Here is a 25,272-nt window from a genome sequence, read left to right as displayed (position 1 = left end):
GCCGACCGAAACGCGCGCTGCGCCGTTCGCGGCCAGCGTCGGATGGACTTGCGCTCAGAACTCGTAGCACGCCGACAGGCTCACTGTGCGCGGCGCGCCGTAGAAACCGGTGACGATATCGAGCGCGGCGATGTGGTAACCGGTGCTGCGATAGGACTTGTTGCCCAGGTTGCTGCCCTGCAGGCTTAAGGTCCACGGCTGGTTGATCTGCCAGATCAGCCCGGCGTTCCACAATCCGTAGGCCGGCTGCGCGATCAACGGCGACAGCGTGGTCTCGGGATAGGTCTTGCTCTGGTAGCTGTAATTGATGCGCCCACCGAGGCTGCCGCCGTTGGCGAGCGGATACAGCGCGTCCAGGCTCAGCCCGCCCGACCATTTCGGTGCGTTGGTGAAGCGCTGGCTGTCGGCGATGTCCACGCCGCCGCTGCGGTACTCGTCGTACTTGCTGCGCAGGTAAGCGACGTTGCCGCTGAGCGTCCAATGCTCGGAGGGCTTCCAGGCGAACTCGTGTTCCAGACCCTGGATGGTGCCCTTGCCGGCGTTGGTGAAATCGCCGAAAAAGCCCGGGCTGCCGTTCGGCAAGGTGTAGGAAGTGAACACCGACAACTGGATGTTGCTGTAGTCGTTGTGGAACAACGAGGTGTTCATCATCAGGCGGTCGTCGAAGAAGGTCATCTTGCTGCCCAGCTCGTACGACTGGACCTTCTCGTCGTCGATCGGCCGGCACGAGGCCGGGATCACCGCGCAGTTGGCGCGGATGTTGTAGCCGCCGGAATGGAAGCCGGCGTTATAGCTGGCATACAGATTGACGTGATCGTTGGCGCGCCAGGACAGGGTCAGTTTCGGCGAAACGTTGCGCGAGGTGTTCGAGCCGGTGAAGTCGGCCAGCTCGGCGATCGGCACCTGGAAGGCGCCGTCGGCGAAGGCGTAGTTCTGGATCAGCGCGTCCTTGGTTTCCTCGGTCAGGCGCAGCCCCAGGTCCAGGCTCCACTGCGGGTCGAGGTCCCAGGTGAAATCGCCGTAGGCGGCGATGCTGCGGGTGCCGATGCGGCCGCTGCTGACCGCGTACTGTGACAGCCGCAGCGCGGTGTACGGCGGCGAGCCCAGGAAGGTGCTGCGGTTGATGCCGCCGGCCGCGCCCTTGAAGTAGAACAGGCCGAACACGCCGTGCAGTTTGCCGCCGGCATCGTAATTGGCCTGCAGTTCCTGGCTGAACTGATGGTCGCTGTAGCCGCCGGAAGCTTCGCCGATGCGTTCCGGCAAGGTATCGAAATCGATATTGCTCTGGGTCGAGGAGCTGCGGTAGGCGGTGATCGACTTGAACGCCCAGTCGGCGCTGGCGATCCACTTGACGGTCAACGCCGCGCCTTCCAGTTCGCTGTGGTTGACCTGGGGCATCGCGCTGCGGGTGTCGAAGTCGCTGTCGAGCGGCTGGTAGGCGGGATAGTACTTGTTCGCCTTCAGCATCTTGGCGCCGCGCGGATTGGAGTTGTCGTGCATGCCGTCGAGCGCGAGTTCGACGTTGAACGTATCCGACGGGAAGTAACCGAAGGTGGCGCGCGCGGCGTTGGTGTTCTTGTTGCCGTTGCGGCTGTCCTGGACCAGGTTCTTGCCGTAGCCGTCGTTGTGCATGCTGGCCACGGCGACGCGGGCGCGCCAGACGCCATCGTCGCTGGCACCGCCCAGGCTGACCTTGGCACCGCGTTCGCCGTGGGTGCCGACCGTGGCCTCGATGGAACCTTGAGTGCTCTTGGGCAAGGGGCTCGATACGTACTTGATCGCGCCGCCGATGGTGTTCTTGCCGTACAGGCTGCCTTGCGGGCCGCGCAGCACTTCGATGCGGCTGACGTCGAACACGTCGAGCAAGGCGCCCTGCGGCCGCGCAAGATAGACGTCGTCGAGGTACACGCCCACGGCCGGGTCGAAGCCCCAGGTCGGGTCGGACTGGCCGATGCCGCGGATGTAGGCGGTCAGGGTGGTGTTGGAACCACGCGCCGCATACACCTGCAGCGACGGCACCTTGCCCTGCAGGTCGGCGAGGGTCTGCACGTTCTGCTTGAACAGCGCCGAGGCGGTGAAGGCGCTGACCGCGACCGGCACGTCCTGCAGGGTTTCCTCGCGTTTGCGCGCGGTCACCGTGATCGATTCCAACTGGGTCGTTTTCTTTTCCGATTCCCCCGGCGCCGCTTCGGCCTCGGTTCGGGTCTGGGTCGATGCCCCCTGCACCTCCTGCGCCCGCACCGCCGACAGCTGCATCGACATCGCCACACCGATCGCCACGCTCAAAAGCCTGTGTCTCATCCTGTCCGTTCCCCTGCGCGCATCGCCGTCGTCGCAATGACGGCATGGCTGCAACATAGCGGCGACAGGTCGCGGCGGTTCCACCGCGGGAGCACACCGCATTGACCCTGAGTGCACAGACGTGCTGCGTCGCAACATGCAGCGCGAGCCGCATCGCTCCTAAGATGCCGATCGACAGTTCACCGAGGGATCGCCATGTTCGCAACCGAGGTTGCAGCGCCGACTGCATTCCCCGCCAAGGCCGCGGCGACTCCACGGATCGCGATGGGCGGCTGGTCGACCGTGCATTCGCCCGGCTTCGGCAGCGCCGACGTTCAACTGACCCGCCCGGAAGGACGCATGGGCTGGCTGGCGAGCCAATCGGTCGGCGCGCTGCAACTCAACCACATCGCCCTGAGCGGACTGCACATGCGCCGCACCCCGCAGCATCTGTCGGGACTGGCGCAGAACTACGTGCTCGCCCTGCCCGCCGCCGGCAGCTCGCGCAACCTCGTCGGCGGCCACGACGTGATCCTGGTGCCCGACCGCATTTACCTGATCTCGGCCGCGGTGGTCGGCGAAGTACAGCCGGAAGGCTGCTACAAAAGCTTCAACACCCTGATACCGACGCATCTGCTGCAGCAACGCGTGTCGCATCTGCCGACCGTGTTCTCGGCGCCGCTGGACGGCACCGACCCGCGCGCCGAATTGCTCGGCGCCTATGCGCGGCAGATCGACCGCTTGGCCAAACAGCTCGGCGAAGGCGAGGCGCAGGTCCTGACCACGCAGTTGTGCGACCTGGTCGCCCTGATGCTGCGCGGCGATTCGCGCACCTTCTGCGACGACCGCTCGCTGGCCGCCGCGCACAAGCAGCGCGCGCTGGATTTCATCGAGGCGCACTACTCGAACGAGGACTTGTCGGCGGAAATGATCGCCCAGCGTTGCAGCATCTCCGAAGGCTATCTGCACCGCCTGTTCCGCGACAGCGGGCAGTCGGTGATGGAGCGGCTGCGCGCCCTGCGCCTGGGCAAGGCCCACGACATGCTGACCAACGCGGCCCTGGCCAAGCTGCCGATCTCCGAAATCGCCTACCGCAACGGCTTTCGTTCGCAGTCGAATTTCTGCCGAGTGTTCCGCCAGCAGTTCGGGGTTTCGCCGAGCGAACTGCGCCGCCACTGAGCACGGCACGCCGGCCAGCACGCACCTGCGGGGTCAGCGATACAGCATCGCCGCCATGTCGGCGACCAGCGCCGGCTTGTCCTTGCCGTCTATTTCCATGACGTTGCGAGTGATCATCAGCAGGCGGCCCTCGCCCTTCGCTTCGACCGCGGCCAACGTGACCCGCACCCGTACGCGCTCGCCGGCCAGCACCGGCGCCTGGAACCTGACCTCGCCGAGACCGGCGTTGAGGGCCTGCGAAATGTCTTCGGGCAAGATGCCGAGCTGCATCTGCAGCGGCGCGAGCAGCGACAACAACAGGAAACCGTGGGCGATGGTGCCGCCGAACGGACTCTCCCTGCGGCAGCGTTCGACATCGACATGAATCCACTGGCGGTCGCCGGTGGTCTCGGCGAATCGGTCGATCATCGTCTGATCGACCGTCTGCCAGGCGGACACGCCGAGCTCCTTCGCCACGTGCTCGCCGAGGTTGTCGAAGGTATAACGCTGGCTCATCGAGACTCCCTGGCCGATGCGGTGAAGTGTGCGCCAGCTTAGCGCGACGATCGCGCGCGGCGGCGAGGTCCGACCGGATTCGCGACCGCGGCCCGCACTTCGCGCAAGCGATCGGCCGTGGTCAAGACTTGGTGCGCCCGCGGTGAAACCCGGCCCGATGCGAGCGGCTACAACGCGAAGACCGCGCGGTCGTCCGACCGCCAGGAGAGACTGTCATGTCGCTATCGTCCATCGCCCTGCGCCGCCGCTTCCTGTGCGCACTCGCCGCGCTGTTGTTCGTCTCGTCGGTCCCGGCGCCCGCTTACGCAGCCGGCTATTTCCGCGACCTCTACGTCAGCCTGGCCGGCGCCCGCGACTACCACGGCTACGTACCGACCAGTTACCGCCCCGGCGTGCCGATGCCGATGCTGGTGGCCCTGCACGGCTGCACCGAAAACGACGTCGGTTTCGAACTGCTTTCCGGCTGGACCCAGCTCGCCGAGCAACGCGGTTTCATCGTCGTCTTTCCCGACCAGAACAACCTCGCCAATCCGCTCGGCTGCTGGAACTGGTACCTGGAAAGCAACCAGCATCGCGGCCTCGGCGAGCCGTCGATCATCGCCGGCATCACCAACAAGCTGCGCTCGCGCTACAGCGTCGATCCGCGGCGGATCTACGTCACCGGCGTGTCCGCCGGCGGGGTCATGGCCAACATCATGGCGGTGACCTATCCGGACCTCTATGCCGCCGCCAGCATCCTCGCCGGCTGCGAGTACGACTGCGACATCCTGCAACTGCAGTCGCCCGAAACCTCTGGGAACAAAGCCATCGCCGAGATGGGCAGCCGTCGCCGCGCCGTGCCCGCGCTGATCTTCCAGGGCAGCGCCGACCTCGTCGTCGCCCCGGCCACCGCCGAGCGCATCGTCGGTCAGTGGGCCACCATCGGCGGAATCGACACCATCGCCGAGGAGGTCGTGCACGGCCAGGTCCCAGGCGGCCGCTCCTATACGCACAAGGTCTATCGTGCCTCGGCTGCGGGTCCGTCCCTGATCGAGTCCTATCTGATCGACGGCGCCGGACACGCCTATCCCGGCGGCTGCCCTTGTAGCCTCTACGGCGATCCCTCCGGCCCCGATGCGAGCAACCTCACCTGGGATTTCTTTCTCGCACATCCGAAGCCCTGAGCCGCAACAAGGAGGCGGACTTGGCCCGCCTCCTTGTACGCTGCCCCGGCCTTACTGATACACCCCCAGCACCGAGACGCCGCTGAAGGCGCTCTCGCCGACCACGCTCAGGTAATACGTACCCGCCGCCGGCTGGGTGATCACCACCGCTTCGCCGGTGCCGGGCTTGGCCGACTTGCGATCGAACAGCGTCGGTGTCGCCACGCGCTCGTAGGCGACGTAGATCGACACGTCGCCGCTGCCGCCGTAGCTGCGCAGATTGAGGCTGCGCGTTCCGGCCGGCACCACGATCTTGAACAACCGCGCATCGCCGGCCGCACCGGTCTGGCCGGCGATGGCGACGCGGTTGCTCAGCAGTTCGCCCTGGTCGACCGGAATTTCCTGGGTGGCCGCATGCACCGCAGCGGCCGCGTCGACGATGCCGGGGCCTTGCGGCTTGCTCGCCGGCGGCACGACGGTGAACGGCTTGACCGTGCCGCGCAGCAAGGCCTTCACCTGCGCCGGCGTCAGCGGCGGACGCCCTGCCTCGGTGGCCGCGGCTTGCATCAACGCAACCACGCCGGCGACGTGCGGGCTCGCCATCGAGGTGCCGATCATGCCCATCAGGCGATCGCCCTCCGGGCTCGGCAACGGTGCCTGGGTGCCGGCGTTGCCGAGCGACCAGATCCAGCGATCGTCGGGATCGGAACCGCTGGTGGCGTTGCCGCCCGGCGCGGTGACGGCGACGGTGGCGCCGTAGTTGGAGAACCACGAGCGAGCGCCGTCGATGCCGCTCGCGCCGACGGTGATCACGCCCTTGCAACTGGCCGGGGAGAAGAAGCCGGCGTCGGCATTGTCGTTGCCGGCGGCGACGACCACGGTGACGCCGCGCGCGACCGCGCCGTCGATGGCCTCCTGCGTTACCGGGTCCTGACTGCAGGAACCGCTGCCGCCGAGACTCAGGTTGATCACTTCAGCGGGATCGGCATTGTCCGGCACACCGTCGACGTGGCCGCCGGAAGCCCAGACGATGGCATCGGCGATATCCGAGGTGTAGCCGCCGCCGTGACCGAGCACGCGCACCGGTTGCACTTTCGCGGCGAACGCCACGCCGGCCACGCCGACGCCGTTGTTGGTCAGCGCGGCGACCGTGCCGGCGACATGGGTGCCGTGGAAGGAGCTCGGATTGCCGCCGACCCAGTCGCCCGGATCGTGCGCGTCGGCATCGCGTCCGTCGCCGTCGCCGCCGACGTCCGGGTCGTGGATGAAGTCGTAACCGGCCACGATGTTGGCGTTGAGATCGGCATGATCGAGGTAGCCGGTGTCGAGCACCGCCACCACGACACCATCGCCGTGGCTGGTGTCCCAGGCGGCCGGTGCGTCGATGCCTGCGCTCGGGTGGGTGTAGTGCCACTGCAGGTCGAAACGCGGGTCGTCGGGGACGAAGTCCAGGCGTTGCTTGAGGTAATCGGGCTGGGCGTACTTCACTGCCGGATCGGCGCGCAGTTCCGCCAGCAGCCGATCGGTTTCGCCGCGGTCGAGGCCGCGCGACAAACGCAGCACGTCGGCGCCCGTCGCCAATCGGCGCACGTGCTGCACGTCGAGTACGGACGCGCCGTGGCCGGCGAGGGCACGCGATCCGGCCAGGCCGGCACGCGTCGCCGCGGCATTCACCGCGCCGAGCACGGAGGCCGGACGGCTGCGCGTCTGTGCGGCGTCCTGGTAGCGGACGATGATGCGATCGAAGCGCGCCTGCGCCGGCGCGCTGCCGAGCAAGGTCTTGCGCACGGATGGCGCGCCGGCGACCGGACCGGTCGCCGTCGCCAGCGCGGTCAGGCCCGACGCCGGCCACGGCGCGGCACCGGTCAGGTAGCCCGAAGCGAAGGCCGACAGGCCGGCGATGACGGCGGTGGCCAGCGCGCCGTTGCAGAGGATGCGCGTGCTCTTCTTCATTTCTCTCTCCCAGGGAAGTGCGATTCGGATGCGGGCAAGGCGACCGTTGCGGGGGATCCGGTCGCGGCGCTCGCTGCTTTGTGGGTGGATAAGCGCGAAGCGGACTGACGTTGCGCCGACCTGTGTCTTTCCTGCGCAGGCGGGCCGGCGCAGGAAAGAGCGAGGCGTTACGGCAACGGCGACCGGCTCACAGATCGAAACCGAAACCGATACCGGCCGACGAGTCGTCGCTGCTGAAGGCGCCGCCGATGCTCATCGAAGCGCGCTCGCCGATCGCCTTGGAGTAGCCGACCGACAAGGCGCTTTCGCCGTTCTGCCAGCCGGCGCCCACGGCGATGCGTCCGCGCGGGCTGCGGCTGTTGGCGGCGTTGATGGACATGTTCATCATCGCCGCGCTCATCGCGCCCTGGCGGTCGATACGCTGGTCCTGTTTGTTGAGACGCAGGCCCAGTTCGTCGCGCAGACCGGTGAACTCATCGCTCAACGCCTGGTAGCGGCTGTCGGTGTAGGCGTTGGCCGACGACAAGGTGCGCGTCGCGGCGCTGTCGGTATAGGCATTGGCGCTGCTGACCGCTTGCGCATTGGCGGCCTGCACCTGTTGCACGTTGGCCGCATCGGTGGCGCCGACGCCGGCGGCGACGTTGCTCAGCTTGCGTTCGCTGCCGGCGCTGGCGACCGAGACCGCATTGGCTTCGGCCGTGACTGGAGCACTGTCGGTCAGCTCGCTCGAGGCAACCGCGCCTTCTCCAGCGCTAGCCGCCTTGCCCTTGCCGTGACCATTGCCATTGCCGTTGCCCGGCTTGTGCTCGAGCTGATCGACGCGCGCATCGAGTCCGTCGATGGCGCCGTCGAGCGCGCCGAGCGCATCGCCGACGTTGTAGTAACTGCCGCCCTGGATGGCGTAGGTCGGCCCGATCATGCCGCTCGGCCCCATCGAGGCGCCGCCGCCGAGCATCTGCGCGGTGCTGTCGCCGAGCTGGAACAACTGGCCGCCGTTGACCGCTTCGCGGCTGCCGCCGGCGAGCCGGCCGTCGGCGACGTTGCCGATCACGGTGCCGTTCGCGCCTTCCAGAGTCAGTGCGCTCTTGCCGTCATCGTCGTACTTGACCGTGGTGGCGAGTGTTTCGTCGATCTCGCCGACCGCCGCGTTCAACTGGCCGACGTTGACCGCATCGGTGTTCGCGCTGCCGGCCTTGAGATGAGCGATCTGGCGTTCCTTGCCGGCGGCGCCGACAGCGACCGTGCCGGCACGGTCGGCGACCGAGCCCGCACCCACCGCCACCGCATTGGCGGCCGTGACCCGCGCACGCGCACCGAGCGCGGTGCCGTCCTGCGCGGCGTCGGCGACACGCGCGTCGTAACCGATCGCGGTGGACGCTTGGGCTCGCGCCTGTGCATTGGAACCGGCCGCCGTCGCCGTCGCGGCGATCGCCTGGCTGTTCGCACCCAGGGCGGTGGCGTTGGTTTCGGCGGCCTGGGCATTGCTGCCGAATGCCGACGCGCTGACCTTGTTGGCGCGAGCGCTGGCGCCGACCGCGGTGCTGCCGTTGGCGTTGGCGACCGCACTCGCGCCTGCGGCCAACGCGCCCTGCCCGTTGATGCTGGCGTCGTCGCTGCCGTCCTGCTTGCCGCTGGACTTGAAGTAGTGATTGGCCTGACTGACGCCGCCGGCCACCGCATCGAGCTGCGCCTTGTTGACCGCATCGGTGGCTTCGGTGCCGGCCGCGACGTTGGCTATCTGGCGATCGATGGCGGCGTGCACGGTGCCGCCGGCATCGGTCCAGGCGCGAGCGGCGCCCACCGATACGCTGTCGGCGCGGTCGGCCAGCGAGCCCTCGCCCAAGGCCACCGCATTGGCCGCCTCCGGCGTGGTCCAGGCATTGGCGCCGAGCACGGTCGCGTGCTCGGCCTGGGCGAAACTGTTGAAGCCCAGCGAGGTCGAGGAACCGCCGATCGCCCAGCTCTCGGCGCCCACCGCCGTGGTGTAGTCGCCGACCAGGCTGCTGTCCCAGTACGAACCGGCATACGCACCGGCGCCGAGCGCGGTGCTGTACAGACCGCTCGCGCCGGCGGAGCTGAAGGAGCCCGCCGAGAAACCGCCCAGGGCGGTGCTGTACTGCCCGGTCGCGGCGGCGTTCTCACCGACCGCAGTGCCGCTGGTGGCGATGTAGACGTTCTCGCCGGTGCTCTCGTCGAACTGCCAGTAGCCGGATTTGGCGCCGACGCCGACGGCGACGCCACCGCCGCCCGCGCTGGAGTTGGCGCCGACCGAAGTCGAGTTCCAACCCTGCGCATACGCGCCGGAACCGACCGCGGTCGATTGCCAGGCCGACGCGGTCGCGAAGCTGCCGAGCGCGGTCGAGAACGGCGCATCGGCGAGCGCCAGGCCGCCGACTGCGGTGGCGAGGAAGCCGTTGTTCTGCGCGCCCGAACCGATCGACACACCCAGGGCGCCGTTCGACACCGAACCGGCGCCGAGCGCGACCGCGCCGCCGCCGTTGGCTTGCGCGCCGTTGCCGCCGGCGAAGCTGTCGTCGCCGTCGGCGAGGGCATCGCTGCCGACCGCGGCGCTGTTCGCGCCGTTGGCGACCGCGCCGTAGCCGTTGGCGGTGCTCTGTTCGCCGATCGCGTTGGCGCCGGTGCCGAACGCCGATGCGCCCTGCCCCAGGGCCAGGCTTGAACCGCCGACCGCGGTCGAATGATCGCCGACCGCATTGCTTTGATAACCCACCGCGGTGCTCTCGACGCCACCGGCGACGGCGTTGGCGCCGACCGCGCTGGCATGTTCGGCATCGGCGATGGCGGCATCGCTGCCGTCGCCGGCGCCATCGGCGGCGAGGTAATCGTTGGCATCGCCGACGCTGTCGGCGACTGCATCGAGCTGGGCCTTGTTGACCGCGTCGGTCGCCTCGGTGCCGGCGGCGACGTTGGCGATCTGCCGGTCGATCGCGGCGAAGGTGTTGCCGTATTGATCGGTCCAGGCTTGCGCGGCGCCGACCGACACCGTGTTGGCACGTTCGCCGGTACTGGAGCCATGGCCGAGAGCGACGCTGTTGTCGGCCGTTGCCGAAGTGTAGGAGCCGACCGCGGTGCTGTTGCCCGCCATCGCCCACGCGTTCGAGCCCAGGGCCGCGGCGCCGTCGCCATTGCCGTAGCTGTTGTAGCCGACCGAAGTGGCTTCGGTGCCGGTGGCCCAGCTTTCGCGGCCGACGGCGACGCTGTTGAGCGAGGTCAGGGTGTTGTTGCCGACCGAAACGCCGCCTTCGCCGGCGCGCGCCTGCACGCCGACGGCGGTGGAGGCGATGTCGGCGAGCGTGCCCTGGCCGACCGCGACCGATACGTCCTTGGCCTGCGCATCGGCGCCGAGCGCGGTGGCGAACAGCCCCTCGGCCCAGGCCCCCACGCCGAGCGCGCTCGCCTTCCAACCGTTGGCGGTCGCCGCCGCACCGAAGGCCGAACTCTCGCGTCCGTTGGCCCAGGCGAACATGCCGTGAGCGGTGGCGAACAAACCGCTGGCCTCGGCCAGACCGCCGATCGCGGTCGCGCCCAAGCCCTGGGCGAGGCTCTGGTTGCCGATGGCGATGCCGTTGCCGTGCATCGCGACGCTGGCGTTGCCCAGGGCAATGGCGCCGCCGCCCTGGGCCTGGGCGCCATTGCCGTGAGCGACCGAATTCGCGCCGTCGGCGACGCTGCCATAACCGCTGGAGATGCTGTAGTCGCCGATCGCGTTGGCGCCGGTGCCGAACGCGGAGGCGCCCTGACCCAAGGCCAGGCTGGAGCCGCCGGCCGCGGTGGCATGATCGCCCGCGGCCTGGCTCTGATAGCCGTAAGCACTGCTCTCGACGCCGCCGGCGACGCTGTAGGCGCCGGTCGCGGTGCTCGCCTCGCCCGCAGCCAGGCTCTGCGCGCCGCTGGCGGTGGCGTTGTGGTTCAAGGCGCTGGCGTGATCGCCGATCGCCTGCGCGCCGATGCCGCTGGCGCTGGCGACGTTGCCGATCGCGACCGCGTTCTGGCCTTCGGCATAGGTCGCCTCGCCGACGTCGGGCGCACCGTCGCCATCGAGATCGACCCATTCGCTGCCGCCGATGGCGATGCTGCCTTCGCCGCTCGCCGCGGCGTTATGGCCGAGCGCGACCGCGCGCGCGCCATAGGCCAGGCTGTTGCCGCCGATGCCGACGCTGCCGCCGCCGACCGCGTTGGCATAGCCGCCGATGGCCACGCCGAAATCGCCGGCCACCGCGCGCGAATTCGCGCCCAGCGCCACACCGGCTTCGCCGTTGGCGCCGGCATTGAAACCGCCGACCAGGCTGCCGCTGCCATAGGCCTGGGCATAACCGCCGATCGCCACCGAGCCCATGCCGGCGGCGGTGCTCAAGGCGCCCAGCGCGGTGGCGGCTTGTTCGGCGGTGGCCTCGGCGCCGGCGCCGAGCGCGGTGTTGCCGAAACCGCCGGCGAACGCACTCTGGCCCACGGCGGTGCTGGCATCGCCGTAGGCCATCGCGCCCTGGCCGAAGGCGCTGGCGCCGATGCCGACACCGGCGCTCTGCGCGCCGACCGCGGTGGCGGCATTGTTCGCCGCCCAACTGCTGTCGCCGATGGCGCTGGCGTAGTCGCCTTCGGCCTTGGCGCCGGAGCCCATCGCGATCGCGCTGTAGCCGTCGGCGATGGCATCGACCGGACCTTCGACTTCCGGCGTCCACGGCAGATCTTCGGGGCCGTTGATCTTGAAGTAGGGCGTATCGACGATAGGCCTCGCCGCGGCGACGGCCTGTGCGGCCGCGGCGCAGTCGCCATCCGCCGCATCGTCGGCCTGCGCGCGCGCGCAAGTCTCGTCGGCGGCGATCGATTGGGCCGTCGGCGCGGCGCTCGTCGCCGTGCCGACGACGTCATCGGCCCACGCAGGTGGAGCGCCAAATGCCAGCAACAGGCTCATCGCCGCCACGCCGGCGCTGGCATCGGCCAGGCGGCGACGGCCGTCGCGCTTGCCGCCGCTCGAGGCCAATTCCGAGGTCACCACCATGGCCTGCTTGGCGTGACTCCATACGCGGCTGAAAATCTTGTTCATCGATCGCTCTCCCGCCCACTGTGTCGTTTCGGAGGCATGCGACGCCCGTCGGCCCAGAACGACCGGAAGACCGGTCGATGCCGTCGCATCGAATGCCGTTGGATGAACGGCCGGCCCCGCCCTGGCCGGTCGCCTGCATGATTCGCCGCGTGCGTGGATGACGACACCGGCTGAGTGCGAACCTAAGACGCCGGCTTCCGCGTTGTCACGCTCGCGATCTCACCGAATAATCACCGAGTTCTCACCGACGGCCGCGGCCGTTCGGATCGCCAGCGCCATGGACGACGTGCGACCGTGCCGCTGCGTCCTCCCTCCGCGTCCGACACGACGAGCCGCCTGCCCATGTGGAAACCCTTCGCGCACTGGTTGCGCAGCGCCCCCATCGCCGATGCCGTCGATCGCCGCAACGCGCCGGCGATGCAGTTGCTGCTGTTGTTCTACGGCATCGCCCTGCCGGCCAACTGGGCCTGGCATCTGTCGTCGCGGCCGATTCCCGCGGGCTGGGCCATCGTCCTGTTGCTCGATCTGACCACCGCCGCGCTGGCGTTGTTGTGCGTGCGGCTGATCCGCCGCGATCGTTACCGCACGGCGATGATGCTGTTCCTCGGCGCGCTGTTGACCTCGCTGGCGCTGGCCTTCCACAAGCTCGGCACGCAGGCGCAATTGATCGACCAGACCTCGATGATCCTGACCCTGGTCATCGCCGGCGTGGTGCTGGGCCGGCGCGCGCTGTGGACGGTGTTCGCGTTGTTGCTGGCGATCTTCGCCATCGGTTTCGCCACCGATGCCCACAACACCGCCAAGGGCCCGCAATGGATCGGCAATGCCCTGCGCAACGCGCCCTCGCTGGTGGCGAGCTACCTGATCATCACCGCGATCCTCGACCGCGCCGTCACCGCATTGCGCGAAAGCCTGGACGAATCGAACGCGCGCGGCCGCGAACTGCAATTGGAGATGGCCCGGCGCGAACGCGCCCAGACCCAGCTCATTCATGCCCAGAAGATGGAGGCCAGCGGACGCCTGGCCAGCGGCATCGCCCATGATTTCAACAACATCCTCGGGCTGATCCAGGGCTTCGCCGCGCAGCGCGATGCCGCGCTCGACCTGCCGGACCCGCGCGAACGCAGCGCGGCCTTGGCCGCCGCCCTCGAGGGCGTCGAGGAAGCGGCCGAGCGCGGCTGCGCGGTGACCCGCAAGCTGCTCATCTTCAGCCGCAACGACGTGCTGCGGATCGAGACCTTCGATGCGGCGCGCGCGCTGCGCGACCTGCAGCCCATGCTGCGGCAGCTGCTGCCTGCCGCGGTCCGCCTGGAACTGCCGGCCGTCGCCGCCGCATTGCCGGTGCGTCTGGATCGCAGCGAGTTCGAGCTGATGGTGCTCAATATCGCCGCGAACGCGCGCGATGCGATGCCCGACGGCGGCCGCTTCGCGATCGCCGCGACGGCGCAAGGCAGCGAGATCGAAATCCGCCTGACCGACAACGGCCTGGGCATGGACGAGCACGTGCGCGAACGCGTGTTCGAACCGTTCTTCAGCACCAAGCTGGCTGCCCATGGCACCGGCCTGGGCCTGTCGGTGGTGCACGACCTGGTCAAGGCCCTGGGGGGCGACATCCGCGTCGACAGCGCGCCCGGTGCAAGCACCGCGTTCACCATTCGCCTGCCGTTGGCCCACGAGGCGGTCGATAACGCCGAGGCCATGGCCTGACGACTGCGTCGGACCGATCGTTCAGTGCGCGCCGCCGAGTACGTAGCCTTCGCCGTGCACGGCGTTGAGCGGCAAGGGTTCGCCGCAGGCGTCGGCGACCTTGCGACGCAAGCGATAGACCAGCGAATCGAGGCGGTGCATGTCGAAGTCGTAGACATTGTCGGTCAGCGCCGCGACCAGTTGCTCGCGCGTCACCAACTGTCCGGATGCAGCGGTGAGTCGCTCGACGACGCGGCGCTCGGTACGGGTCAGTGCCACCGCGCCACCGGACGGCGACAGCAGGCACCAGCCATCGGCGTCGAGCTGCCAGCGGCGGCGCACCGGTGCTGCACCGCGCAAGCGACGCGCCAGACTGTGCAAAGTCGCCGCCAGCACTTCGACCTCGGCCGGCTTGGTCAGATAAGCGTCGGCGCCCTGGCTCAATCCGCGCACGCGATCCAAGGTGTCGCCGCGTCCGGTCAGCATGACGATGCCGATGCCGGGAAACGCCTCGCGCACCTCGCGCGCGACTGCGAAGCCGTCGGCATCGGGCAGGCCCACATCCAGCACGACGATGTCGAACGTCGCCGCGGCCAGATGCAGGTGCAGCGCGGCTGCCGTGTCCATGCCGGTCACCGCGAAACCGAAGTTCGCCAGGCCCGGCACCAACACCCGCTCGCGCAGCAGCGCGTCGTCTTCCAGCAAGGCCACGCGCGGCAAGCTCTGCCCCGATGATGTCATCGCGGTCATCCTCAGATATCGCCCCCTGCGCCTCGGATAGTACCCGCCCGGCGCGTACCGGGAATGCGTCGGCGGTGCCCGATCGGCGACGGTCGACGCGGCGATGCGCAAGGCCGCGCCGGCATGCATCGGGCCGCTACCGGCTCCGCTCAGGCGAACGCCCCGCTTAGGCGAACGCGATGACTTCGTGCACCGGCTTGCGCGGTTTTTGCGGCCAGTTGCCCGGCAGCGGATGACCGACGGTGACGACCAGCACCGGCACTTCGTCGGCGGCGAGGGCGAACTCGCGCGCGACGCCCGCGAAATCGATCCCGCCCATCGCACCGGTGGCCCAGCCCATGCCTTCGGCGGCGAGGATCAAGGTCATCGCCGCCAGCGACGCGGAACGAATCGCTTCGTCGCGTTGCAAGGACGGATCGTCGGCGTGCGCACGCGTCGCCTGGGCGACCCAACCGTCGGCCATCGACTGCGCCATGATCCCGGCCTCGACCGAGGGTTGCAGCGCCCGGTGCAAGTGTTCGTGCGCCGCGAGCGTGCCGCAGACGATGAAGGCCACCGAGGCGTCGGCGATCTTCTGCTGGCCGTAGGACAGCGCTTTCAGGCGCGCTTTCGCCTCCGGCGTGCGCACGGCGATGAATTTCCAGTTCTGGAAGTGGTACGCCGACGGCGCGCGCGTGGCCTGATCGACCAGGGCGGCGATGTCGTCGTCGGAAATCTGCCGGTCGGGGTCGTAACGGTTGGCCGACACGCGCGATTCGATGAGTTGTCTGATCGGATGGTTCATGGCGCTTCTCGGGAAAGATCGGAGGACAGAGACGGTCGAGTTCAGGCCGGCCGGCTGCTGCGCCACTGCACGGCCAGGACGCTGCCGAGCACGACCAGCAGGCCGAGCAGAGAGACGCCGGTAAGGGCTTGCCCCAGCAGGGCCCAACCGAGGATCACCGCGGTCAGTGGGCTCAACAGGCCGAGCGAGGACACCGCCACCTGCGGCAAACGCGCCAGGCCGCGGAACCACAGGGCGTACGACAGCAAGGCGCCGGCGATCGACAGATACGCATAGGCCGATACCTGCAACAGACTCAGGCGCGGCAGCGGCGCATCGATGGCGAGGGCGACCGGCGCCAACATCAGGCCGCCGAGCAGCAACTGCCAACCGGTGAGGGCGAACACCGGCAGGTCGCTGCGCCAGCGCCGGGTCAGGTAGTTGCCGGTCGCCATGCAGGCGGCGCCGGCCAGGGCCGCGGCGATGCCGACCGGCTCCCAGACCGTGTCCGGCGACAGCAGCAGCACGCCCATGCCGACCACGCCGAGCACACAGGCCCAGACGGTGAACTGCAGCGGCCGGCGTTGGTCGACCGCCCAGGTCAGGGCGATCACCAGCAAGGGCTGGATCGCGCCGACCACCGCGGCGAGACCGCCGGGCAGGCGGTAAGCGGCGACGAACAGCAGCGCCTGGAAGACGGCGATGTTCAAGCCCGACAAGACCAGCAGACGCAGCCATTCGCCGCGCGCCGGCCAATGCCGCATGAAGGCGACCAGCAACAGGCCGGCCGGCAAGGTGCGGATGAGGGCGGCAGTGAAAGGCCGGTCCGGCGGCAACAGCTCGGACGCGACGATGTAGGTCGAACCCCAGATGGCGGGGGCCAGGGCAGTCAGGAGCATGTCGATCCAGACCGGGCGGTGCGAGGCTGCGCTCATGAAACTATCTTCAATTCAAGATAAGATCCCAGCCTGAAGACAATTTATCTTGAAGTCAAGACAAAATCAGGGAGCCCTCGTGGCCACGAGCAAACGACAGCCCGACTCGGTCGACGCGATCCTCGACCAATGGCGCCGCGAGCGTCCCGACCTCGACGCCAGCCCGATGGGCGCCATCGGCCGGGTCAAGCGCTGCGCGGCCCTGCTGCAGCGCCGGCTGGACAAGACCTTCTCGACCTTCGACATGACCAGTTGGGAGTTCGACGTGCTGGCCACGCTGCGGCGTTCCGGTGCGCCCCATTGCCTGGCGCCCACCGCGCTGTTCTCGGCGCTGATGATCACCTCCGGCACCATGACCCACCGCCTGCAACGGCTGGAAGCGGCCGGCTGGATCGAACGCCGGGCCAACCCGAGCGATGCGCGCAGCTTGTTGGTGCAACTGACGCCGGCCGGCCTGGCGCTGATCGACCGGGCCGTCGAGGCGCACATCGAGAACGAGCGCCGCATCATGGCGAGCCTGGCGCCGGCCCGCCTGCGCTCGCTCGACGATGCTTTGTCGGAGCTGTTGACGATGCTGGAGTCCACCGCCGAATGAGCGGCGCGCGGCATCGCTCGAACGGCGGTGATCGTCCCGAACCGACCGCGATGCGGCGCAGGCGCGAACGCTCAAACTGAACCGCCATCGCAGGGGTTAGGTGGCAGTCACCCGGCGCGCCCATGCTGGCCATGGAAAGCACACTTCCGCCCAGGGGACGACCATGCAGCTACCGATCGGACGGCCAGGCAACAGCAACCTCACGCAGTATCCGCTGGTCATGCGCGCCATGAGCAGTGCCAACGAGCCCGACGACCGCATCCAGCCCGACGACAAGCATGCGCATGGCTTCGGCGCCTATCGCGCGGCGACCGATCGGCCTATGGGATCGCGCTGGGTCGCGGCACTGAGGCGGACGCTGGATCCGCGGTTCCTCGCCGTGCCGCTGCAGGAACTCGCCCTGCAGGCCATCAACGCTATGCCCGGCTCGGCGGAACCCGAAATCGGTTGGCAAACCTCGGCCTGCGTGTGCGTGTCTTTCGCATGGCGTCTGCGCGCCGAGCCGGATCTCAACGACCGTTATCTGGCCGACTTCGGACTCATGCGCTCATGGGTCGACCTGCATTGCCGCATCCCGCCGCATGCGAACTATGCCCGCAGCCTCCGAGAGCTGACGGGGCTGTCACGGCCCACCGCCTAGTCTGTATCGCACACAACGTCCACCACCCAGGGGAAGGCCATGCGCCTGTCGATCCGATTGAGGCGTAACGGCAATCCGAAGCTGTCGCCTGTGCCCATGTCCGATCTGGGCGTGGCCGCCTTGGACGGCGTGCCGGGCGTCACCGCACCGAAGATCACCGACACCATCCGCGAGGATGCGATCTTCTCGTTCGTGTGGAGCGGCCCCGGCATGCCCAAGGTCACCGACGAGTACCTGCAGGGTTTCGGCTTGTCGCGCGTAGAGTGAGCCCAGTCCACAGCGTCTCGATTCGCGCGCGGAGGCCTCAGCGCGCGCCGACCCGATCGGCCGCCACGCCCGGCACGCCTTCGCGAATGAGTTCCGAGAACGCCGACGAGTCGCCCGCTGCGCGCGCGCGATCGGTCACGCGTCCGCGATCGTGCAGGGTGCGGTAGTCGTAACCCGGCACTAAGCCGTCCTGGTCGTAGGCGTACTCGGCCAGATAGCCCGACAGCAGCAATCGGTAATCGAGCGGCAGGCCCGGCGCTATCTGGCGCATCAGGTCGAACACGATGGTGGTGCAGTTGCTGGTCAGGGTGTTGTAGAAGCTCGGCTGCCGTTCGAGCTTGCCGGCTTCGGCGACATAGCCGAGAAACAGCGAACGCAGCGCCGCCTTCGGCAAGCGCAGCCGATACAGATAGACATCCTCGTTGCGCACGTTGCTGCGCACCCGCAGGATGTCGCGCTCGTCGGCCGCGACCAGGGTGGTCTCGAACTCGCGGAAGAAACCGCCGAGGGTCGAGAACTGCTCGCCGCGCTCCTTGCGGATCTCCACCGAGAACACCAGCTTGCGGCCGTCGTCGAACCCGAACGACACCAGGGTGTGGGCGATCGCCGGCCCCATCCAGTACGACAACACCAGATCCGCCGACTGCAGACGATCGAGGTCGTATTCGCGGCGCTCCCAACGCGGCGTGTAGTCGTCGTCGCTGCGCCAATCGAAATTGCGCACATTGTCGAGCCGAACCCGGTCGCCGTCGACCTGCACGTGCAAGTGGCGGGCCACGTCGTCGGCCCACGCCCGGTTCTGCGACGGACGCAGCGTGCTCCACCACAGCAGCACGCCGGCGAAAGCCACCAGGTAGACCCATAACGCCGGTTTGCGCAGGCGGCGCACGGCGAACAACGCCGCCAGCGCGCTGACGACGAAGGCCGCCACCATCGCGCCCTTGAACGCCACCGCCAGCGGCAATCGATACCACAAGGCCAGCCCGCCCCAGACGGCGGACAAGGCGATCGCCGGCGCCAGCAACAGCCAGCGCAGCCAAGGCGTCTCACGTGTGTCCAAAGCGGTCATCGAATCATCCGTCATGCGAAAGGAGCCTGCGGCGCGCTGCCGGCAGCGCCAGCGCATCGCGGCCCGGTTTGAATACCGGGGTGTCGACGAGAGATTACGCGCTAGGCCGATGCCTGCGCACGAGCACGGCGCATGCGACCGATATCCGCTCGAACGACAACCCCGTTCCGAGTCCCGACATCCGCCGCGCGGCGCATGAGGAAGCGTGATCCAACGACCGGAAGCCCGTCGGCGACGCCGCTAGTCTCGGCGGACACACCCCGCTGCGCACCGGAATCCGCATGGTCGATATCCATCAGGTATGGCCGTACTTCGCGATGCTGTCGCTGGCCTTGGCCGCCCAGCCCTGGTTCCTGGCCGCTCACTTATCGCGACGTCAAAGAGCCCGCATCCGCATCGGCAAGCGCATCGCAAACCGGCTCGTCGCCACGTCGAACACTCGGGTAGCGCTGCCGGCAACGACTTAGCGCGAGCTCCTGTGCAGAACCTTGATTCCGATGCGAGCACGGTCGCTGCTGCGCAAGGAACCGCTCGACCGCCCCCACCGAAACGGAGACCGCAATGACCCACGCCTATTTCTGCCCGGAAAACCCCAGTGAGAGCGCCACCGGCGTGATCCCGTCCGAGATCAAGCTGGCCAGCGGTTTCAAGCCGTGGAACTCGGACAGCCTCGCCATCAGCCGCGCCAACCTGCGCAGGTTGGTGAACAACGGTACCCTGGCTCTGGAAGCCGCGCGCTGGTGCGGCGAAAAAGACCGCAAGGACGGCTGGTTCTTCAGCTCGCAGTTGGATGAACCGACGGACTACCGCGCCTCTCCCTATTTCTACCGCTTCGACATCAGCGGCCTGACCCAGAAGGCATGGACGGTGTTGGGCGATATCGGCGCGCCGGAGATGCACTTGTACCTCGACAGCGACGACCTCGACACGGCGACCAAGATCGCGGTGATCTGGATGGCCAGCCCCATGCAGTTGCTGGTCATGTCGCCGGTCGGCGTGAACCGGATCGATCTGCGCATCGGCAAGAATCCGGACGCGTGGCTGCCCCTCGAGGACTACAACGGAAATTGAGTCGGCGCGATGCTCCCAGCCACGCAAGGCCGGGGCCATCCAGAGGCGGTCTTGGTGCAATCAGACGATTGGCTGTCGAAGCCCGAGCTTGTCGCGACTTCATCGAGCGAAGTCGCGAGACGGGCATAAACGGGCACACGCCCGCGGCGGCAGCATATGCGCCTGCCTAGCGGCCTTTCACACTGACTCCTCCGACAACGTTCGTTTCCGATGCGGGTACGGCCGGCGCCGCGCCCGCGGTCGACCGCGGCTGCGTACACAGCGCGCGTCCGCCCTCACCCCATCGAAACGGAGACATGCAATGACTTATGCCTATCGCGGCGAAGACGGCCCCATCGGGGGCAAACCCGGGCGAACTCCGGGGGACGTCAAAAAGGCCGGCGGTTTCAAACCGTGGAAATCGGACAGCATCGAGACCAGCCGGGCCAACCTCAGACAGTTGGTCGCCAACGGTACACTGGCTGTCCAAGCCGAGCTTTGGTGCTTGGGCAAGAAACGCGAGAACGGCTGGTTCTTCAGCTCGGGGCTCGACGAAGCAACCGCCTACGACACCTACCAATACTTCTATCGTTTCGATATCACAGGACTGGTCCTGCAACCCTGGTCGGTACTGGGACAGGGCGACGTCGCGAAGATGAAGCTTTACCTCGACAACAACGACCTCGACAGGGCGACCAAGATCGCAGTGATCTGGACCCCACGACCGAAGGAACTGCTGGTCATGTCGCCGGTGAAGGTGCCTTCTATCGAGCTGCGCACCCAGGAGAAGCCGGAGAAGTGGTTGAAGCTCCAGGACTACACCGGGCCTTGAGCCGGCCCGATGGCCTCGTCCTCGCAAGGCCGGGGCCATCGCCCTGCCGCAGTCGGGCTTATGCGAATGCGTACGGCGGCTACGACCGACCCTTCGCCGATCGGGTTTCACGGCGATCCGCTTGCGGCGTTTCGTTAAACATCCCGCCATTCGGCCCGCAGGAATCCGCCTCATGGGAAACAAGCCGCCCAAAGAGGCCGAACAGGCCGACGCCAAAGCCAAAGCCAAAGCCATCAGCGATCTGTTCGCGCTTTCGAAAGTCGATCCCCAGGACGGCATCGATGCGGTGACCCTGGACGGCATCATCCGCCATCTCCTCAAAGCCCCGATGCGATCCGACGATTGGGCGGCGATGGACATACTGCATCGCGTGCATTGGTACGAGATGGTGCGGGATTTGGTGAAGCAGATCGGCATGGGTACGGAGCGCCAATCGCAGATCCTGGAGCAGTTTCGCAGAGTCTTGAACTACAACGAAGACATGGGCACAGACCGGGCATCGCTGAGAAATGACGACAGCAGCGACAGCGATAGCGGCAGCACCAGCGGCAGTATCGGCGGCAGCGATGTTCCGGCCCACCCGGCGCTCTTGCTGCGGCAGCTCGACGAATCGCTCGTCAACACCCACAGTTATCTTGTGCTCGCCGGCTGGACCAGGGAGCGGCTGATCCGCTTCGACACGGGATCGTTGATGGCCGCGGTGAAAGCCGACCGGGACTTCATCGATCAGTCAACCAACTACACGCCTCCGGCGCCGGTCAGCCTCACCAACTTCGTGCCGACTACCGCTTCCATCTCCAGTACCGGTTCCAGTGCCGGCTCGACCTCGGCCCCGACTCCACGTGTCGTGATCAACTATTGGACACTGCCCGAGAGCGAGAGGGCAGCGGCCGCAGAAGAGCTCGCCCGCACGTACAACCGCTCCCTCGCCAGTACCACGGGCGCAGCGCCAGCGACGAATGCGGTACCGATCGCGGCCTTCATGGCCAACCAGGAAGTGGCGATCAGAGCGGTCATGGCCGGCTACGACTTCCTCGAACCCACCGAGGGCGCGCGTAAGTTGCTGGGCCAGACCGCCGTCGCGATCGATCTGGCCCTGGGGGTGGCGAACACGCTGGCCGGACGCGGCGCTTCCAGCATCACCGAGTCGACGATGAAAGAGAGTCCGGACGGGTTCGACAATCAAGGCCTGAAACTGTAAGGCTCGCGACCGCCGCATTCGCGGTTGCCGCCACATACAGGCCTGCAAGGCCGAGAATCGCGACCATGCCTGCCGTTGGAAACGCCGACCGGCACCGGGAACCGGCCCACGGAGTCCACGGCACATCGGACACAGTCGCAAACCGACCGCATTCGCTGGTATATCTGCCTGCCTGGCCGGGCCCTTGGCCAGCCCACGGACAAGGCAGTCGCTCTCTATGTTGGTTCGCCGTTTGCTCATTCTTGCCGGCGCAACGGCGCTGGTCGCGGCGGGCACCGTAGCCGCAGTCGTACAACCTTACGTCACTCCGCTGCCATCGCCGCCGGTCATCGTCGACGCGGCGCGGCTGAAGGCCGACGTCAAGCACCTCTCGGTCGATCTGTACCCGCGCAGCTACGACCAGCCCGACAGCCTGGAGCGCTCCGCGAACTTCATCCGCGGCGAATTCGCCAACAGCGGCGGCCGCGTCTCCTATCAGGACGTAACGGTCGAAGAAAGCACCTACCGCAACGTGATCGTGCGCTTCGGCCCCGACAGCGGGCCGGTGCGGGTGATCGGCGCGCATTACGACTCCTTCGCCGATGTCGGCATAGACAACGACGATCCCCGCGGCTATTCGCCGCGCACGCATACGCCGGGCGCCGACGACAACGCCAGCGGCGTCGCCGGTCTGCTGGAGCTGGCGCGCCTGCTCGGCCGCAACCCGCCCGCGCATGCGGTCGAACTGGTCGCCTACACCTTGGAAGAGCCGCCGCATTTCCGCAGCGAGCACATGGGCAGCGCCTGGCATGCGCGTTCGCTCAAGGCGAGCGGGCGCGAAGTGGAGTTCATGCTGTCGCTGGAGATGATCGGCCGCTTCAGCGACCGCCCCGGTAGCCAGCGTTATCCGCTGCGCGGCATGGACCGTTTGTACCCGGACCGCGGCGACTTCGTGATCCTGGTCGGCAGGCTGGGCGACTTCGGCCACCTGCGCCGGCTCAAGGCGATCATGGCCGGGGCGACCGACCTGCCGGTGCACTCGATCAATGCCCCGCCGCTATTGCAGGGCATCGATTTCTCCGACCACCTGAGCTACTGGCATGAAGGCTATCCGGCCTTCATGGTCAGCGACACCGCCTTCCTGCGCAGCACGACCTACCATCAAGCCAGCGACACCTACGACAAGCTCGACTACGCACGCATGGCCAAGGTGGTGCAGGCGGTGTACGCGATCGCGCAACGGCCCGGCGCCGACGTGGATTGAATCCGTCGCACGCATGCAAGCCACGAGGACGCCGCTCGCATGCGCGCCGGGCGTCCGGCCCGAACCTTACCCGCGCAGTCCGGGCCGAACCTCGCCTCAGGCCGCGGCGACTCGCACCACGCGCTTGCCGAGGTTCTGCCCTTCGAGCAGGCCGATGAAAGCCGTCGGCGCATTCTCCAGGCCGTCGACGACATCCTCGAGCAACTTGACCCGGCCTTCGGCGACCCACTGGCTCATGTCGCGGCTGAACGTTTCGAAGCGGTCGCCGTAATGGTCGAGGATGATGAAACCCTGCATGCGGATGCGCTTCTGCAGCAGCGCGGTCATCGTCTGCGCCAAACGGTCCGGGCCCGATGCATGCTCAGCGCCGTTGTAGTGCGCGATCACGCCGCACACCGGCACGCGTGCGCCGATGTTGAGCAGCGGCAACACCGCGTCGAACACGGCGCCGCCGACGTTCTCGAAATAGACGTCGATGCCGTCCGGGCAGGCCGCGGCAAGGTGTTCGGCCAGTCGGGGGTCGTGGCGGTCCAGGCACACGTCGAAGCCGAGTTCCTCGACCGCATGGCGGCATTTGTCGGCGCCGCCGGCGATGCCGACCACGCGCGCGCCCTTGAGCTTGGCGATCTGCCCGACCACCGAGCCGACCGCACCGGTCGCCGCGGCCACGACCACGGTTTCGCCGGCTTGCGGCTGGCCGATGTCGAGCAGGCCGACGTAGGCGGTGAACGCCGGCATGCCGAGGCCGCCGAGGGCGAACGAGGGCTGCGGCATGTCGCCGAGCGCCTGCAGATCCTTGCCATCGGACAGGGCGTAGTCCTGCCAGCCGGCATTGCCGAGCACCACCTCGCCGACGCGGAACTGCGGGTGCCGCGAGGCGGCGACGCGGCTGACCGTGCCGCCGACCATCGGCGCGCCCAGTGCCACCGGCGGCGCGTAACTGGTCCCGGCTTCGTCCATCAGATTGCGCATGTAGGGATCGAGCGACAGGTACAGGGTGCGCAGCAGCACCTGGCCTTCGTCGGGCGTCGGCACGGCAGTTTCTTCGATGCGGACATCCTGGGCCGTCGGCAAACCGCGCGGGCGGTTGGCCAGGACGATGCGGCGGTTGACGGTATCGCGTTGCGACATGAGTGCATTCCTTTAGCGCTGGGGTGGGTTGGATGGCTCATAAGCAGGGTGGTGGCGATCGGCCGACACAACAAATAGACCGGTCGTCTATAAAACAGGCAAAACAAAGGCGGGAACGCAGGCACGCTCCCGCCTCGGCTTAGGCGTCCTGGGTCAGGCCCAGCCGCTCACGCGTGCCGGCCATGACCATGTCCAGGCCGCTGCAGTCGCGGGCGATCTTGGCCAGCAGACTGGCGCCGAGCCAGCTTTGGTAGAGCGCGACCGCGGTCGCTTGCGAATCCGAGGCATCGGCGATACCTGCGAGCGAGCCGTCCACACGCCCTGCCTCGATGCACTGGGCCAGACGATCGACGACCCCACGCGTGCCGCGCGCCAGCGCCGCACGCATGCTTTCCGACAGATCGCAGACCTCGGCGCCGAGCTTGACCACCGGGCAGCGGCTTTGGCTTTCCTCGCCGGCCTGCGAATCGAGCCAGTCCTCGAAGAAGGCCATCGTCCGCTGCGCCCCGGTGCCGGGCTGCGACAACAACGCGTCCATCCGCCCCAGGTATTCGGCGAAATAGACCTCGAGCACCGCTTCGCCGAAGGCTTCCTTGGAACCGAAGTAGTGATAGAACGAGCCCTTCGGCACCTGCGCCGCGGCCAACACCTCCGACAGCCCGACCGCGGTGAAGCCCTTGCGCAGGAACAGCGGGTGGGCCACCTCGAGGATGTGCCGGCGGACGTCGGTGGCGGCGGGGGTAGCGTTCATGGGCGGCACGATAGCCTCAATTAGACCGGTCGTCTAGTGACCAAGGAGGGGGCACCGGGCCGCGGCTGCTTCTCTGGGTAGGAGCGGCGCAAGCCGCGACCGCGCTGCGATGGTCTCGCGGCGCTTCTCTCAAGCAAGGTCAATATCTAGATCAAACGCCAAGAGCTTCCGCCACTAAAGCGGCGGGTTACTTTCTTTTGTCATAAGCAACAAAAGTCCGTCTGGATTCCCTTCGGTCAAAGGTAACCAAAGAA

At 67.8% G+C, this 25,272-nt stretch carries 21 protein-coding genes; 11 read left to right on the top strand and 10 right to left on the bottom strand.

The genetic code is table 11. The annotated features are described in order from the left end of the window. Positions 1-54 precede the first annotated feature (54 nt). Positions 55-2,301, bottom strand: coding sequence for a TonB-dependent receptor (locus ACKN61_RS03105; protein WP_408952266.1), 2,247 nt, complete (start codon positions 2,299-2,301; stop codon positions 55-57). Positions 2,302-2,496: 195 nt separating this feature from the next. On the opposite strand from ACKN61_RS03105, the gene ACKN61_RS03100 reads away from it, so the two are divergent. Then, positions 2,497-3,459 (top strand): helix-turn-helix domain-containing protein, encoded by a 963-nt coding sequence (locus ACKN61_RS03100; protein ID WP_408952265.1) that lies wholly within the window; start codon positions 2,497-2,499, stop codon positions 3,457-3,459. A 33-nt stretch (positions 3,460-3,492) separates the two neighbouring features. Here ACKN61_RS03100 and ACKN61_RS03095 read toward each other — a convergent pair whose 3' ends face one another. Next, positions 3,493-3,954 (bottom strand): MaoC family dehydratase, encoded by a 462-nt coding sequence (locus tag ACKN61_RS03095; protein WP_408952264.1) that lies wholly within the window; start codon positions 3,952-3,954, stop codon positions 3,493-3,495. Between the two features lie 215 nt (positions 3,955-4,169). Between ACKN61_RS03095 and ACKN61_RS03090 the strand changes: the two genes are divergently transcribed. Further along, the gene (locus tag ACKN61_RS03090; RefSeq protein ID WP_408952263.1) at positions 4,170-5,117 is read left to right on the top strand and encodes an alpha/beta hydrolase family esterase; all 948 of its coding nucleotides are present in this window, start codon (positions 4,170-4,172) and stop codon (positions 5,115-5,117) included. A 51-nt stretch (positions 5,118-5,168) separates the two neighbouring features. On the opposite strand, the gene ACKN61_RS03085 is transcribed toward ACKN61_RS03090, so the two are convergent. Together ACKN61_RS03085 and ACKN61_RS03080 are read right to left on the bottom strand one after the other, a co-directional pair. After that, entirely contained in the window at positions 5,169-7,049 is a 1,881-nt protein-coding gene (locus ACKN61_RS03085; protein ID WP_408952262.1) for a S8 family peptidase, read from the bottom strand. Between the two features lie 187 nt (positions 7,050-7,236). After that, positions 7,237-12,114, bottom strand: coding sequence for an ESPR-type extended signal peptide-containing protein (locus tag ACKN61_RS03080; protein WP_408952261.1), 4,878 nt, complete (start codon positions 12,112-12,114; stop codon positions 7,237-7,239). A gap of 342 nt (positions 12,115-12,456) precedes the next feature. On the opposite strand from ACKN61_RS03080, the gene ACKN61_RS03075 reads away from it, so the two are divergent. After that, the gene (locus ACKN61_RS03075; RefSeq protein ID WP_408952260.1) at positions 12,457-13,821 is read left to right on the top strand and encodes a sensor histidine kinase; all 1,365 of its coding nucleotides are present in this window, start codon (positions 12,457-12,459) and stop codon (positions 13,819-13,821) included. Between the two features lie 21 nt (positions 13,822-13,842). On the opposite strand, the gene ACKN61_RS03070 is transcribed toward ACKN61_RS03075, so the two are convergent. The 3 genes from ACKN61_RS03070 to ACKN61_RS03060 form a co-directional block, all read right to left on the bottom strand. Then, positions 13,843-14,541 (bottom strand): response regulator transcription factor, encoded by a 699-nt coding sequence (locus tag ACKN61_RS03070; protein WP_408952259.1) that lies wholly within the window; start codon positions 14,539-14,541, stop codon positions 13,843-13,845. Positions 14,542-14,707: 166 nt separating this feature from the next. Further along, positions 14,708-15,325 carry a nitroreductase family protein gene (locus ACKN61_RS03065; RefSeq protein WP_408952258.1) on the bottom strand — a complete coding sequence of 206 codons (618 nt, stop codon included), beginning with the start codon at positions 15,323-15,325 and terminating at the stop codon, positions 14,708-14,710. Between the two features lie 41 nt (positions 15,326-15,366). Then, positions 15,367-16,239 carry an EamA family transporter gene (locus ACKN61_RS03060; RefSeq protein ID WP_223620801.1) on the bottom strand — a complete coding sequence of 291 codons (873 nt, stop codon included), beginning with the start codon at positions 16,237-16,239 and terminating at the stop codon, positions 15,367-15,369. A 79-nt stretch (positions 16,240-16,318) separates the two neighbouring features. Between ACKN61_RS03060 and ACKN61_RS03055 the strand changes: the two genes are divergently transcribed. The 3 genes from ACKN61_RS03055 to ACKN61_RS03045 all read left to right on the top strand — a co-directional run bounded on the left by ACKN61_RS03055 (position 16,319) and on the right by ACKN61_RS03045 (position 17,741). Beyond that, positions 16,319-16,834, top strand: a complete 516-nt coding sequence (locus ACKN61_RS03055) for a MarR family winged helix-turn-helix transcriptional regulator (RefSeq protein WP_408952257.1) — start codon at positions 16,319-16,321, stop codon at positions 16,832-16,834. 163 nt (positions 16,835-16,997) lie between these two features. Then, positions 16,998-17,474: a hypothetical protein gene (locus tag ACKN61_RS03050; protein WP_408952256.1), complete on the top strand. Its 477-nt coding sequence runs from the start codon at positions 16,998-17,000 to the stop codon at positions 17,472-17,474. Positions 17,475-17,570: 96 nt separating this feature from the next. Then, positions 17,571-17,741, top strand: a complete 171-nt coding sequence (locus tag ACKN61_RS03045) for a hypothetical protein (protein ID WP_408952255.1) — start codon at positions 17,571-17,573, stop codon at positions 17,739-17,741. Between the two features lie 37 nt (positions 17,742-17,778). Here ACKN61_RS03045 and ACKN61_RS03040 read toward each other — a convergent pair whose 3' ends face one another. Next, on the bottom strand, positions 17,779-18,810 hold the full coding sequence (locus tag ACKN61_RS03040) for a DUF4105 domain-containing protein (RefSeq protein WP_408952254.1): 1,032 nt from the start codon (positions 18,808-18,810) through the stop codon (positions 17,779-17,781). Positions 18,811-19,091: 281 nt separating this feature from the next. Between ACKN61_RS03040 and ACKN61_RS03035 the strand changes: the two genes are divergently transcribed. The 5 genes from ACKN61_RS03035 (at position 19,092) to ACKN61_RS03015 (ending at position 23,136) form a co-directional block, all read left to right on the top strand. Then, positions 19,092-19,277, top strand: a complete 186-nt coding sequence (locus ACKN61_RS03035) for a hypothetical protein (protein ID WP_408952253.1) — start codon at positions 19,092-19,094, stop codon at positions 19,275-19,277. Between the two features lie 94 nt (positions 19,278-19,371). Further along, on the top strand, positions 19,372-19,881 hold the full coding sequence (locus ACKN61_RS03030) for a hypothetical protein (RefSeq protein WP_408952252.1): 510 nt from the start codon (positions 19,372-19,374) through the stop codon (positions 19,879-19,881). A 301-nt stretch (positions 19,882-20,182) separates the two neighbouring features. Next, positions 20,183-20,692: a hypothetical protein gene (locus tag ACKN61_RS03025; protein WP_408952251.1), complete on the top strand. Its 510-nt coding sequence runs from the start codon at positions 20,183-20,185 to the stop codon at positions 20,690-20,692. 172 nt (positions 20,693-20,864) lie between these two features. Beyond that, complete coding sequence (locus tag ACKN61_RS03020) at positions 20,865-21,893, top strand: hypothetical protein (RefSeq protein ID WP_408952250.1); 1,029 nt, start codon at positions 20,865-20,867, stop codon at positions 21,891-21,893. A gap of 217 nt (positions 21,894-22,110) precedes the next feature. Further along, positions 22,111-23,136: a M28 family peptidase gene (locus ACKN61_RS03015; RefSeq protein ID WP_408952249.1), complete on the top strand. Its 1,026-nt coding sequence runs from the start codon at positions 22,111-22,113 to the stop codon at positions 23,134-23,136. Between the two features lie 96 nt (positions 23,137-23,232). Here ACKN61_RS03015 and ACKN61_RS03010 read toward each other — a convergent pair whose 3' ends face one another. Further along, positions 23,233-24,267, bottom strand: a complete 1,035-nt coding sequence (locus ACKN61_RS03010; RefSeq protein ID WP_408952248.1) for an NADP-dependent oxidoreductase — start codon at positions 24,265-24,267, stop codon at positions 23,233-23,235. Between the two features lie 139 nt (positions 24,268-24,406). Beyond that, positions 24,407-25,018: a TetR/AcrR family transcriptional regulator gene (locus ACKN61_RS03005; protein ID WP_408952247.1), complete on the bottom strand. Its 612-nt coding sequence runs from the start codon at positions 25,016-25,018 to the stop codon at positions 24,407-24,409. Between the last annotated feature and the right edge of the window lie 254 nt (positions 25,019-25,272).

Source organism: Lysobacter sp. Hz25, from assembly GCF_046097045.1.
Taxonomy (GTDB): Bacteria; Pseudomonadota; Gammaproteobacteria; order Xanthomonadales; family Xanthomonadaceae; genus Lysobacter; species Lysobacter antibioticus_B.
The sequence above is the reverse complement of the archived record's forward strand: the minus strand, read 5'-3'. Positions and strand labels throughout refer to the sequence as shown.